Source organism: Proteiniphilum sp. UBA1028 (assembly GCF_002316955.1).
GTDB lineage: Bacteria > Bacteroidota > Bacteroidia > Bacteroidales > Dysgonomonadaceae > Proteiniphilum.
Window position 1 is genome coordinate 50,500 of sequence record NZ_DCEN01000043.1, and the last position, 13,609, is coordinate 64,108.

At 47.4% G+C, this 13,609-nt stretch carries 11 protein-coding genes; 9 read left to right on the top strand and 2 right to left on the bottom strand.

The features are described from left to right. Positions 1–732 (bottom strand): radical SAM protein (locus B3Z75_RS07555; protein WP_294069484.1); only part of this gene is annotated, 732 nt, incomplete at its 3' end. Positions 733–1,038: 306 nt separating this feature from the next. Between B3Z75_RS07555 and dapA the strand changes: the two genes are divergently transcribed. The 9 genes from dapA (at position 1,039) to B3Z75_RS07600 (ending at position 12,545) form a co-directional block, all read left to right on the top strand. After that, a complete protein-coding gene (gene dapA / locus B3Z75_RS07560; RefSeq protein ID WP_294069487.1) occupies positions 1,039–1,926 on the top strand; it encodes a 4-hydroxy-tetrahydrodipicolinate synthase in 888 nt (295 codons plus the stop codon). 165 nt (positions 1,927–2,091) lie between these two features. Further along, positions 2,092–4,125, top strand: coding sequence for a M13 family metallopeptidase (locus tag B3Z75_RS07565; RefSeq protein WP_294069490.1), 2,034 nt, complete (start codon positions 2,092–2,094; stop codon positions 4,123–4,125). A gap of 15 nt (positions 4,126–4,140) precedes the next feature. Then, a complete protein-coding gene (locus tag B3Z75_RS07570) occupies positions 4,141–4,746 on the top strand; it encodes a riboflavin synthase (protein WP_294069493.1) in 606 nt (201 codons plus the stop codon). A 1-nt stretch (position 4,747) separates the two neighbouring features. After that, entirely contained in the window at positions 4,748–5,308 is a 561-nt protein-coding gene (locus tag B3Z75_RS07575) for a nitroreductase family protein (RefSeq protein ID WP_294069496.1), read from the top strand. Between the two features lie 178 nt (positions 5,309–5,486). Next, positions 5,487–6,830 (top strand): hypothetical protein, encoded by a 1,344-nt coding sequence (locus B3Z75_RS07580; protein WP_294069499.1) that lies wholly within the window; start codon positions 5,487–5,489, stop codon positions 6,828–6,830. Positions 6,831–6,941: 111 nt separating this feature from the next. Then, entirely contained in the window at positions 6,942–8,306 is a 1,365-nt protein-coding gene (locus tag B3Z75_RS07585; protein ID WP_294069503.1) for a tetratricopeptide repeat protein, read from the top strand. Between the two features lie 18 nt (positions 8,307–8,324). After that, on the top strand, positions 8,325–8,999 hold the full coding sequence (gene lptC / locus B3Z75_RS07590) for an LPS export ABC transporter periplasmic protein LptC (RefSeq protein WP_294069506.1): 675 nt from the start codon (positions 8,325–8,327) through the stop codon (positions 8,997–8,999). Positions 9,000–9,012: 13 nt separating this feature from the next. Then, positions 9,013–10,281, top strand: a complete 1,269-nt coding sequence (locus tag B3Z75_RS07595; protein ID WP_294069510.1) for a hemolysin family protein — start codon at positions 9,013–9,015, stop codon at positions 10,279–10,281. Between the two features lie 134 nt (positions 10,282–10,415). After that, entirely contained in the window at positions 10,416–12,545 is a 2,130-nt protein-coding gene (locus B3Z75_RS07600; RefSeq protein WP_294069513.1) for a peptidylprolyl isomerase, read from the top strand. A 95-nt stretch (positions 12,546–12,640) separates the two neighbouring features. Here B3Z75_RS07600 and B3Z75_RS07605 read toward each other — a convergent pair. Further along, positions 12,641–13,609, bottom strand: a 969-nt coding sequence (locus B3Z75_RS07605) for a diphosphate--fructose-6-phosphate 1-phosphotransferase (protein ID WP_294069516.1), incomplete at its 5' end; no start/stop codon positions are given.

Below are 13,609 nucleotides of genomic sequence, written 5' to 3' on the forward strand. Positions count from 1 at the left end.
CGCTCCGATACCCACATCGTCAATCCCTGCTTCCTGTGCACGGTCGAGTGCAGTCAGCCGGTAATCAAAGTCTGCTTTTTTTCCCCGGAGATGGTATGTCTTATACGCTTCGCGATGGTATGTTTCCTGAAATACCTGATACGTCCCTATGCCCGCCTTTTTCACGGTACGGAAGCCTTCAATCTCCAGCGGAGCGGCATTGATGTTCACCCTTCGGATCTCGCCATTTCCCTTCTTCACGCTGTAAGCTGTCCTTACGGTATCGGCAATAAATTCGGGGTTATACTGTGCGTGCTCTCCATAAACCAGTATCAAACGTTTCTGCCCGCTATCTTCTAAAGCTTCAATTTCTTTCACCAACTCGTCGTGGGTGAGCGTTTTTCTTACCTGTTCCTTGTTTGAAGCTCTGAATCCGCAGTAGGTACAGTTGTTGGAGCATTTGTTTCCGATGTACAGCGGAGCAAACAGCACGATCCGGTTTCCGTAGATTCTCTTTTTCAGCTCTCTGGCGCCCTCTTTGATGAGCTCCACTGATTCTTCGTCGGCCGCATTGATCAGGGTGGCTGTCTCTTCGAGGCTTAATCTCTCTTTGGCAAGCGACTTGTTGACAATGTTCCTTACTTTTTCGGGTGTGGGCAGGGCATTGTTCAGATATCCCCAAATCTCATCCGCATCAATAAACGGCTGCATGGGGACATCGGGAATGCAATATGTTTCGGGCCAAAATTGCATGGCAGCAAGCATTTAAATGGCACGCTTCAATGTTTCATTCTTGGAGATTTCCTGTTTTTTCGCCGCGCATGAAAACGATGAAACATCCTTACAAAGATACACATTTATTTGTTGTACCCGGCTTTTTTTGCGTACATATCCAGTTCGTTTCATCCAGTTTTGTATTTTGACATAATGTTCATGGCTGAAGGTTTTTCCATAGATATGGGCATGTTTTTTAAAAAATATGTACCTTTGCTCTTTGGAAACACTTTACATAAAAAATGTGCTTTCCGGAAATAAATTGCAGGAAAAAACAGCCATTTCATGTCAAATATTCATTTTCAAGGTTTGGGGGTAGCTTTAATCACTCCTTTCAGGGAAGAGGGTTTCATTGATTTTGATGCTCTTTCCCGGTTATTGGACTTTCAGCTGGAGAATGGTGCCGACTATATTGTGGCGCTGGGTACCACAGCCGAAACGCCCACTCTTAACAAAAAGGAAAGAGCCGAGGTGGTCCGGTTTATTGTGGAAAAAGTGAATGGCAGGATACCTGTGGTAATGGGTGTGGGAGGAAACAATACGGCCGATGTAGTGGAAGAGCTTAGGCATACCGATTTTACCGGTGTCAGTGCTGTTCTCTCTGTGACGCCCTATTACAATAAGCCGACCCAAGAGGGACTTTTTCAGCATTATTATGCGCTGTCGCAGGCATCGCCGCTGCCGATTATTTTGTATAATGTTCCCGGAAGAACCGGTGTGAATATGACCGCCGAAACGACACTTCGCATCGCACGCAACTGCAGCAATGTGGTGGCTGTGAAGGAGGCTTCGGGCAGCCTGGATCAGATTAAAGCCATTGTCGATGGAGCACCTCGGGGTTTCCATGTCATCTCGGGAGACGACGCCATTACGACCACTGTAATTGAAATGGGTGGCATCGGCGTGATCTCGGTGTTTGGAAATGCTTTTCCCAAAGAGATGTCCTGGCTTGTACACAGTGCACTCGAAGGCAATGCCGTGAGTGCACGGAATAAGATGGAGCAGAATTTCAACCGTCTTTTTCATCTGATCTTTGTGGAAGGCAATCCCGCAGGCGTGAAGTGTATCCTCTACCTTAAAGGTATGGTCGAAAACAGGCTCCGCCTGCCGCTGGTCCCCGTAAGTGAAAAGACACACCGGGAAATCAAGGAAGAACTTGCGAGAATCGGTTGATCAATAGCTAGTTTATACCTCCAAATTTTTCCGTTCGGTATCACTGATGTGTATCGAACAATTTTTTTTTGTACTTTTGTAATCGTGTACTGCAAACAGAGTGAAATATAATTGTGAAGCTATTAAAGGCTTATACAAATTTTTGCAGGACTAAATTTCAAATATATGACACGGATTATATTCCCAATGATTGTTTTGGCTGTTATGATTACCACAGGTTGCACACAGCAGAAAGCTGAGCAGTCGCAGGAGCGACTCAATCTCTCTAACCTCGACAGGACGGTTGCGCCCGGGGCGAGTTTTTATCAATATGCTACGGGAGGATGGCAAGAAGCCAATCCTATTCCCGACGAATATGCCCGCTACGGATCCTTCGATGTGCTGCGGGAAGAAAACCAGGTGCAGATACAGAGCCTGATCACGGAGCTTGGCACGCAGGTGAATCCTGTCGGCTCCAATGCACAGAAGGTGGGCGGTCTCTATGCTCTGGGTATGGACAGCGTGAAGTTGAACCGTGATGGTGCAGCACCCATTCGCCCGCAGCTGGAAGAGATTGCCGGCGCAAAGGATAAAAAAGATATCGTGCTGCTGATGGCAAAAGTGAGTCGTTATGCCTCAAGTCCCTTCTTCGGATTTACAGTAGGAGCCGATGATAAAAACAGCGGGATGAACATAGCCCATATTTACCAGTCGGGTATCGGCATGGGTGACAGGGATTACTATCTGCTCGAAGATGCACATTCCCGGATGTTGCGCGATGCATATGTTGCTTTGATGGAAACCCAGTTTCAGCATACAGGGTATACCGGAGTCGGCGCAAAACAGGCTGCTGCCAATGTGATGAAAATTGAAACAGAGTTGGCGCGTGCACATGTCACCAAAGAGATGCGACGCCTGCCTGAGCTGAACTACCATAAGATGTGGGTGAGCGACCTCAATGCGAAGGTGGCTCCTTTTGAGTGGGCACTTTATTTTGAGGCAATGGGTGCTGCGGACCTCGACAGCCTGAATGTGTCTCAGATTGAACCAGTGAAGGCAGCTGTCGCCATTATCCGTCGTGAGCCGGTAGCCGTGTTGCAGGATTACCTGAGCTGGAAGGTGATTAACTCTGCTGCCGGTTACCTGAGTGATGATTTCGTCAATGCCAATTTTGAGTTTTACGGGAAAGCACTCAGTGGCAGCAAGGAACTCCGTCCACGCTGGCGCAGGACAATTGATGCTGTTAACGGTGCTATGGGGGAAGCAGTGGGACAGCTTTATGTGGAAAAATATTTCCCGGCGCAGGCAAAGGAGCGGATGCTCGACCTGGTGGATAATCTGAAAACGGCTTTGGGCGAGCGGATAAGTCAACTTGAGTGGATGGACGACGAGACAAAAAGCAAGGCACAGGAAAAACTGGGCACTTTCATTGTGAAGATCGGATATCCCGATAAATGGAAGGATTATTCCTCACTCGAGATCAGGGAAGACTCCTACTGGCAAAATATGATGCGAGCATCGGAGTTTGAATATGGGGAGATGATCGCCGAGCTGGGTAAGCCGGTGGACAAGACAAAGTGGTATATGTCTCCTCAAACCGTGAACGCCTACTACAGTCCTTCTTCCAACGAGATCTGCTTTCCTGCGGGAATTCTGCAGCCGCCTTTCTTCTATATGAACGGAGACGATGCCATCAATTACGGCGGAATCGGTGTGGTGATCGGCCACGAGATGACTCATGGCTTTGACGACCAGGGGAGGAAGTTCGACAAGGACGGAAATCTCGCTGACTGGTGGACAGCCGGCGATGCACAACGGTTTGAGGAAAGAGCCGGGGTGCTGGTGAACTATTTCGACAATATCGTCGTGCTTGATACGGTGCATGCCAACGGTACCTACACACTGGGAGAGAATATCGCCGACCATGGCGGACTTCAGGTCTCCTATCAGGCTTTTCAAAAGAGCTCGCAGGCAGAATCAGGCAAGCCTGTCGACGGGTTTACTCCGGCACAGCGTTTCTTCCTGAGTTATGCCAACCTCTGGGCAGGCAATGTGCGCGATGCTGAGATCCTCAGGCTGACAAAGATCGATCCGCATTCGCTTGGCAGATGGCGTGTAGATGGCGCTCTGCCTCATATCGATGCCTGGTACGACGCATTCGGGATTCAGCCTTCCGACCCCCTGTATCTTCCCAAAGAAGTACGTGCATCAATTTGGTAATAAATACAAACAATTATGTTTTCAGGAATAGTAGAAGAAGCGGCCACCGTAGTGGCACTCAACAAGGATCAGGGCAATCTCCACATTACGCTGAGATGCTCATTCACCGGAGAGTTAAAAGTAGACCAGAGTGTCTCCCACAATGGTGTCTGTCTGACAGTCGTTTCCATCGAAGAGGATGCCTATACGGTGACAGCCATCCGGGAAACTTTGGAGCGGTCGAACCTCGGCCTTCTGGAGATTGGCAGCAAGGTGAATCTCGAACGTAGCATGCCCCTGAACGGCCGTCTCGACGGACATATTGTGCAAGGGCATGTGGACCAGACAGCAGTATGCAGGGAGGTAAAGGAAGCTGGTGGCAGCTGGTATTATACGTTTGAATACAAGTTTGACAGGGAGATGGCAAAAAAAGGATATATGACGGTTGATAAAGGCTCTGTAACCGTGAACGGAGTGAGCCTTACTGTAGTAGAACCTACCGACAACAGCTTTAAGGTAGCCATCATCCCGTATACTTACCAATATACCAATTTCCATCAAATCAGGGAAGGGTCGGTCGTGAACCTGGAATTCGACATCATTGGCAAATACATCAGCCGGATAGCTGCATTAAACAGTTGATATGGATTTTCTTGAATTTGTTTCCACCCGACAGAGCGACCGAGCCTTTGATCCCGGGCGGCAGGTAGAGAAGGAGAAAATAGATCGCATTGTGGCTGCTGCCCGCATGGCTCCCTCGGCATGCAACGCCCAGCCGTGGCATCTCATCGTGGTGGATGACCCGGAACTGAAGAACAGGGTGGCCGATGCCACCTCTGCCCGTGCCCTGGGGATGAATCATTTCACAAAGCAGGCCCCTGTGCATATTGTGCTTGTGGAGGAAAAGGTCAATCTGGCCTCGGGTGTGGGAGGATGGGTGAAGCAGAAGGATTATGCACAGATGGACCTGGGCATCATAGCTGCACACATAGCCCTGGCTGCTCACGCCGAAGGGCTTGGGTCCTGTATACTGGGCTGGTTCAATGAGGCCAAAATGCGAGAGCTGTTGTCTATTCCGGAGTCCAAAAGAGTGTGGCTGGACATTGCCATCGGTTACAGCGTGCAACCGTTGAGACAAAAAAAACGAAAACCGTTGCAGGAGGTAGTTTCGTATAACGGTTACAGTAACGGACAAAAAAAATAAACGACAAAACATTTGGAAGGAAATACGGAATGAATCGCATAGATTCACGTGACTTTAATCTTTTTAACACGATGTTTTGGGGGTTTTGTTGGTGACATCGCAAAAATATGTCATCTTTGCAATCTCAAATATATTTTAAAATAAGGCGGCCAAGAGCTGGTTTATTATATAGAAACAGATGAATATTAGGAAAAAACGTTTCTTTTTGTTGATCGCTCTCCTTTCGATTACCGTAGTTACTTTTGCGCAACAGGTAGGTTCCAACTCGCCCTACAGCAGATATGGATACGGTCTATTATCGAACCCTTCCCTTGGGGCCTCTGAGGCGATGGGAGGGATTAGCTATGGTTTGCGTCGCAGCCAGCAGGTGAACCCGGGTAATCCCGCGTCCTATTCTGAGCTTGATTCACTTACATTTATATTCGATTTTGGTGTTTCGGGACATTTGGCCCGGATGAATGACGGCATCAATAACCGGGATTTTTACAACGGCAATCTCGATTATATTGCCATTCAATTTCCCCTCATCCGGAATGTAGGAGCGAGCATAGGCCTGCTTCCCTTTTCAAAGACGGGATATAATTTCGGAGGCGCGCGCGCTCTTTCCAATATCCAATATGTGGAAACCTACCGTGGTACGGGAGGGTTGACCCAAATATATGGGGGTATTGCCTGGGAGCCGTTCAAGAATATTTCCCTGGGTGCAAACGTAAATTACCTGTTCGGGTCTTTTTCACATAGCAGCGTGGTTACGCCTGTCTCCACATCGGCGTTGATAGGAGAAACAAAATATACGTACGCATTCCGCGAATTAAAGTACGACGTGGGAATTCAATATACCTATCCGATCGATAAGATTCGTTCGCTAACGTTCGGTGCGGTATATACGCCGCAGATAAATGCAAGGGCCGACGTGAACCCGACCGAGATGCTTTATACAGGAGATCCTTATGAGAATCCTTGGCTGTCGCCTTCCCAGGTACTGATTACGGATACCTTAAAAGAGGCTTCTTTTCAACTGCCTCATACCTTTGGTGCCGGCTTTACTTATTCCAACGGCAAATTGCTGATCGGCATGGACGGTACATATCAACTGTGGAAGAACCTTGATTATCCGGCGGTGCTGGACGACCTTACTGTCGAGAGCCGGTTCAACAATGCTTACCGCCTGAATGCAGGCCTTGAATATGTGATTAACCCGTTGAGCCAGAATTTTTTTCACCGTATCCGTTTCCGGGGAGGCCTTTCTTTCGCCAACTCATACGCCAACTTCAGTGTTACCCCTCCTGATGGCGATGCAAGTGAAGCCGTTATGGGGAGCTTCAGGGAGTATGGGGTGAACATCGGTGTTGGGTTACCATTTCATGATTATATGTCCGGGCGCATATCGATGCTCAACATAGGATTGGGCTACTCGAGACAGCAACCCAATCGTGATTTTATGATCAGCCAGGACATGTTCAAGGTTTCCATTAATGTGAATATTAATGAGTTGTGGTTCTTTAAGAGGCAGTTTAATTAATCGGAAACAGGTGAAGAGGGAATAAAAAAACAGAAAGAATTAAACTTTTGTTTTAACAATCCGTCAAAACCACACCAATAGGAAAGAAAAAAACTAAAAACATCAGCGAATATGAAAAAATTATTATTATCGGGATTCATGGCTGTCGCAATGGTCGTTGGTGTCAACGCCCAGAAAGCAGGCTATGACCCTGTTAAAGCACCTTTCGGACATGGCGAAGATAGTGTGAATTGTCGGCTCAACTTAAGTCTTATGCAGACTTCAGCTAAGGCAGAAGCGTACGAAAGTGCCCTGAAGCCATGGATGGCTGTGTATGAAAATTGTCCCGCATCGAGCAAGAACATTTTTATCTATGGTCCGCGCATCTTTAAGGCTCTTTATGAGGCTACAACCGATGAGGCCAAGAAAAAAGAGTATCTCGACAAAACAATGGAGATTTACGATACACGTATTAAATATTTTGGCGAAGACGATGCCAAAGGGAGCATCCTGGCGTATAAGGCATACGATTACATGGAGTTAATGGGCGACAAAACCGATCAGACTGTGGTGTACAAGTGGTTGGGTGAAGCTATTGGCGAGATGAAAGGAAACATGAATCCGCTCGATGCTTACTCTTATTATATGGTTGCTTCACTGAGTCAGTACCTGAGTGACAATTCCAAAAAAGATCAGTACCTGAAAGACTATTTTGCTGTTGTCGGCTACGTGGATCAGGCAATCGCTAATGCAAAGAGCGCCAATGATCAGGCCAATGTCGATTATCTGGGTATGGTCAAGGACGGTATTGTGAAAGGCTTTGTCAGCAGCGGCGCAGGTGATTGCAAGACGTTGACTGAATATTATGCCGACAAGGTAGAGCCAAACAAGACCAATAAACAATTTTTAAATGAAGTGATCAACGCCCTGGGTTCTGTAGGATGCTCCGAAACCGATCTTTATTTTACTGCAGCTGAATATCTTTATCACCTCGAACCGTCTGCCGGTGCAGCCATCGGGCTGGCTAACAAGAGCCTGAGAGACAAGGATTATGAGACTGCACTTAAATATTACGAACAGGCAGCAGAGCTGGAGACCGACAAAAGCAAAGCATCCGACTACATGATGCAGCTTGCCGGCATCTTCTCCAACCAGCGCAATTTTGCCCGCGCAAGACAGGCTGCCAACGATGCCCTGCAGTATAACCCCAATAACGGCGAAGCATATATTCTGATAGCACAGCTCTATGCTAGTTCTGCAAACAACATTTTCTCGGAGCCCGAGAAAGCCGGGTTGGTGTATCTGGCAGCAGTGGATAAACTGCAAAAGGCAAGAGCCGTTGACCCGAGTGTTGCCGGCAAAGCAAACAGCCTGATCAACCGTTACTCGGCTGGCTTCATGGACACCGAAACAGCCTTTATGATGGGTATCAAGGCTGGTGAATCGGTGTTTATTCCCGGCTGGATTGGTGAAAATACAACCGTTCGCTTACGGTAAATATAAAAAATCGAAAAGGTGTTGAAAAAACAACACAACATACCACATACTGGATGCATAACAACCACCTTCGCCGTGGTTGTTATGTTTCTTTTTTTTCTATCTTGCAAGAATAAGGACGAAAACCTGGTGCCCTTTGCCTATGATCCCGAAGTTGTACCTACGATGATCACCGATACCGTGACTACCCTGATATCCGACTCAGGCATTACCCGCTACAAGCTCGTGGCCGATGTCTGGAAGGTGTTCGACCAGGCAAAGGAACCCTACTGGTTCTTTCCCGAAGGGATTTATCTGGAGCGTTTTACGCCCGATTTCAACATCGAGGCTACAGTGAAAGCCGATACTGCCTGGTATTACAACACCAAAGACTTGTGGAAGCTGAAAAAAAACGTACACGTTGAAAACATGAAGGGAGAGCAGTTTGATAGTGAGGAACTTTATTGGGATCAGAAAAAAGAACGGGTTTACTCCGATAAATACATCGAAATTAAACGGGGTATCACCGAAATCAAAGGTTACGGATTTGAATCGAATCAGTCAATGACCGATTATCGTATCTTTCGGCCTCATGACGGAAAGTTGCCCTTTTCGGAAGATGTTCCGGGTGATTCTCTGCATAGCGGTAAGTCGTCATCCGACTCCCTGTCCGTTGTGGACAAAGGAGTAGCATCGTCAGTTGCAGGCCCCTAATTCAGAAGAAGACATGTCAGTATTTGTGGAAGTAGGATGGTGGATTACCTTGTTTCTGTCTGTTTTTTTCTCAGGCACTGAGATCGCCTTTGTTTCATCCGATAAGTTGCGCTACGCCGTCCGGAAAAAGTCTACCGGGGTATATAACTACATGCTGAACAGCATTTATGGACATCCGCGTCAGTTTCTGGCAACCCTTATGGTCGGGAAAGTGGTCGTTCTTGTTCTGTTTGTCTACCTCACCAGCCTGATCGTATACAGCCAGTTTTCTGTTCGTGTGGAGAATGAGCTGTTGGCGATGTTGATTTTCATTGTGGCTTTGACTTTTATCATTCTGTTAACCGAAGAATTTTTGCCGCGCACTTTTTTTCAGAAAAATGCCAATTTCTGGGTGAATTTTTTTGTCGTTCCTGCTTTCCTGTCTTACATATTGATGTATCCTGTTGCCAAAGTGTTTGTAGAAGTTTCGAAAGGCATACTTACACTGTTTGGCATCCATGATCCACGATCAGAAAAGGAGGTTTTCAGCAGGGTTGACCTTGATACCTATGTGAAGAAAAGCATCGACGATATGTCGAAAGAGAAAGAGGTGGATTCCGAAATGAAAATATTTCGCAATGCACTCGACTTTTCTTCCATGAAAATCAGAGACTGCATGGTGCCCCGCGCCTACATTGTGGCCGTGAGCGTGGATACCGATCTGGAAACATTGAAAGAGAAGTTTATTGAGACAGGTATCTCGCGCATTTTGGTATTTAAAGATGATATCGACAATATTTTGGGTTATATCCATATGTGGGAGATTTTCAATAATCCCCGGGATTGGACCCACAATATTGCTTCCATTTCATTCGTCCCGGAGAGTATGCCTGCGAATCAACTTATGAGTGACCTTATGCAACAACGAAAAAGTATTGCCGTCGTGGTTGACGAGTTTGGCGGTACTTCGGGTATGGTAACCATGGAAGATTTGGTGGAAGAGATCTTCGGAGAAATTGAGGACGAATACGATGTGGAATCGAAATTTGTTAAACAGGAGGGAGAACAGGAATATGTTCTCTCCGGCCGTGTAGAAATTGACCATCTGAACGAAATGTACGGACTTGATATTCCCGAATCGGATGATTATTCCACGGTGGCGGGCTTTCTCCTTCATCATACCCAGCGCTTTCCGAAGACCTATGAGACCGTCGTCATAGGGAAATATACCTTTAAAATACTGAAAGTTACTGCACGTAAGATTGAAGTAGTGCGTCTGATTACAAATAATACCCATACATAGTACACCCGTTTTAACGTTGTGATCCTGTCTTTTTCCAGAAAAAAATATCTTTATCTGCTTTATTTTTATTAACTTCGTGCCCTTATTTAATCGATTTACTTTTTAACGTTTAAACAAAACTAAAAAATAGTTAAATGGCTACTTTACAAAAGATTAGAGACAAAGGTACATTGCTGGTGATCGTGATTGGCGTTGCCCTGCTTGCCTTTGTTTTGGGAGACTTGTTCACTTCGGGTACCACATTGTTTGGAAAAGCACGCGATAAGGCATTCGTGGTAAACGGCGAAGTGATTTCCACGCAACAATATGCCGATAAAATTACCGAATTTGAAGAATTTCAGAAAATGATCAGCGGCCAGTCGTCTCTCGATGAAAACACTTCGTCGCAGATACGCGAAGCGGTATACCAGCAGATGGTACGTGAACGCCTGCTCGGTGATCAGACTAAAAAGCTGGGACTCACCGTGACCAAGGCAGAGCTCAACGACATGGTGCATGGTGAAAACATCTCACCGGTACTGCAGCAGCTCCCGTTCTTTCTTGATCCTCAGACAGGAATATTCAGCCGTAGAGCGTTAATCGAATTCATCAATACCATCAACATGCCCAGTCCCTCTCCACAGGAACAGGCGCTGGTAAATCAGTACAAATCGCTCTGGTTGTTCATTGAGGATATGGTACGTACACAACGACTGGAAGAGAAATATATATCCCTGTTGTCGAACGCCGTGATCGTAAACGATCTGGAAGCCAAAACTTCGTTTGATCTATCCCAGCAGAACGCCGACATTGCGTACGTCATGCAGAGTTACTTTACAATCCCTGATTCTGCTGTAACGGTGACCGACAAAGAAATACAGGACTATTACAATGCTCACAAGGCATCGTTCAGGCTGGAAGCCCCCCTCGTAAAAATATCTTATTTTTCCAAAGAGATTACACCCAGTAGCGAAGATTTTGCAGAAGTAGAAGCTGAGTCCAAAAAGGCTTTCACTGAACTGCAGAATGCTACAAGCCCCATGAGCGTGGTGGCCGATTATTCCGATACACCTTATCGCGATGTGTTTGTGAGCGAGTTCATGTTGACCCCTTCCCAGGTTGAATTTGTTCGTAGCGCAGCCATTAACGAAATTGCCGGCCCCAAACGCGAGGGAAATGCGTATCAGATCATCAAGCTGATCGACAAAACCGTAGCACCCGATTCCGTGCGGTTGCGAATGATGGCAATACCCGATGCTTCGATGGTGGGACAGGATTCCGTCGTTACCAATTTTGTGGACAGCATCTATGGCTTGTTGCAGGGTGGACGCTCTTTTGCTGAAGTTGCCAACAGCCTTAACCCGAACTCCAACGGTGGCGAGGTTGGTTGGGCCAGGGAGATTGATCTTGTCCAGATGGGATCCGGCCTCGTGCAGGCTGCTTTCACTTCGCCGGTTGGACAACCCGTGAAGCTGACCGTCCCGGGTCAGCAGCTCATTCTTCAGGTGGAAGAACGGACCAATCCGGTAAATAAGTACAAGGTTGCCATTGTCAATATGCCGGTGGTTGCCAGCGAGAAAACATCGAACAACATCGACAATGAATTGAATCAATTTGTCTCCACACCCGATGTAGGGGCCAAATTTAATGAACTGGCATCGGAGAAAGGCTACATGGTTATGCCAAACATCACCGTTTCGGCCAACGAATTTTCATTGGCTCAGATACCCGGTTCCCGCCAGATTATCACCTGGGCGGCCAATGAAAAAACACGCGGAGCCATAAAGAAATTTGACCTCACCAATATGCGTGTCATCGCGCGGATGGATCAGGTAATTCCTGCCGGGACTACTCCGCTGTCGGAAGTCTCTTCCGGCATTCGTACGCAGTTGGTGAATAAGAAGAAAGCAGACAAGATCGTAACCGATCTGAAAGCACAAAGCCTGACCTCGCTCGATGCCTATGCCTCGGCCATGAAGGGGGCTGTGGACACCGTCCGGTTTGTGAACTTCAACACCCGTAATATAACGGGATTGGGCTTTGAGCCCGTGCTGAATGCTGTTTCTGCATTTGCGCCGGTCAACCAGTTGGTTGGCCCCATGAAAGGAAATATGGCTGTTTATGTAACTCAGGTATCAAATCGTACGCAGGGAACCGAATCATACGATGCTGCGTCGCAGAAAATGAGTATGCTCAACAACAATGCCTATCGCCTCCAAATGCAATCTGTTGAGGTGTTAAAAGAAAAGATGGGTGTGGAGGACAATCGCTACAGGTTCTTCTAAAAACCGATGATCGGTTTGTTGCTATATTTTTGCAACAACCCACAAAAAAAAGCCGCTCCGTGAAGGGCGGCTTTTTTAATGGTGTGTTGTGCAGATTACTGAATCGCAATCTTGCCGGTTTGTTCCAGCTGCAATGTTTTACTCGGCTGGTCGCATACTTCCGTAGGTCCGAAGTACTGTATGGGGCCGGGATATACATAATCGGTTTCGATGGCCCATCTTTCACGTTGGCTTTCAAAATATTTGAAAGGAGCACCTTCAAGTGCTACCAGTGCTTTCTGAATCACCGGCTTCATCTCTCCGTGGCGACGTTCCATGTTCATCATCATGGTGATGGGGATTCCTCCGGCGATCCATTCGGCTGCAGGGCCGGTGGTATTGCGCACCGAAGACATGTACCCGGTCTTGCCGGCAGCGATGAGCATCGAGGCAGTGTAGCCGAGAGAATAGCAGTAGTCGGCGTCGTAGTTCGACGGGGCTGCACATCGCCCTTCGTATCCGAAGAAGTGGGTGATTGTTGCGAACTTGCCCACATATTTGCCTTCCTTGGCCCACTGGCTCAGTCGTTTGCCTACCATTTCGGCCAGCAGTTTTTCTGTTTCGATGAGCGATACCTGCACGTTGCCATGCGGATCGCGGTCGAGTGTGAGTTGTCGGGCCACCGTTTCAGGCAGGCTGGCGTAGATCTCGGCATTCTCTGGAGAGAGCTTGCTGATGATGTAATCGCGTTTACCGGAGCGACGTACCAGATCGAACTCCTCCTGGTTGTGTGCGAGGAAGTCGTTCAGCTCGCTGATCAGTTTTTTCATGGCGGGAATGAACTCGATGAGCCCTTCGGGGATGATTACTGTACCAAAGTTTAATCCTTTCTCCGCCCGTTTTGCGATCACTCCGGCAATCTGATCGATGATGTCGTCGAGAGACAATGCCTTTGCTTCCACTTCTTCCGACACGATACAAAAGTTGGGATGCGTTTGCAGGGCACATTCCAGAGCGATGTGCGACGCAGAACGTCCCATCACCTTGATGAAGTGCCAGTATTTACGCGCTGAGTTGCAGTCGCG

Coding starts and splice junctions, on each gene's coding strand:
- B3Z75_RS07575 (WP_294069496.1), top strand. CDS start 4,748: ATGGATTTTCTTGAATTTGTTTCCACCCGACAGAGCGACCGAGCCTTT.
- B3Z75_RS07570 (WP_294069493.1), top strand. CDS start 4,141: ATGTTTTCAGGAATAGTAGAAGAAGCGGCCACCGTAGTGGCACTCAAC.
- B3Z75_RS07580 (WP_294069499.1), top strand. CDS start 5,487: ATGAATATTAGGAAAAAACGTTTCTTTTTGTTGATCGCTCTCCTTTCG.
- B3Z75_RS07565 (WP_294069490.1), top strand. CDS start 2,092: ATGACACGGATTATATTCCCAATGATTGTTTTGGCTGTTATGATTACC.
- B3Z75_RS07595 (WP_294069510.1), top strand. CDS start 9,013: ATGTCAGTATTTGTGGAAGTAGGATGGTGGATTACCTTGTTTCTGTCT.
- B3Z75_RS07600 (WP_294069513.1), top strand. CDS start 10,416: ATGGCTACTTTACAAAAGATTAGAGACAAAGGTACATTGCTGGTGATC.
- B3Z75_RS07585 (WP_294069503.1), top strand. CDS start 6,942: ATGAAAAAATTATTATTATCGGGATTCATGGCTGTCGCAATGGTCGTT.
- dapA (WP_294069487.1), top strand. CDS start 1,039: ATGTCAAATATTCATTTTCAAGGTTTGGGGGTAGCTTTAATCACTCCT.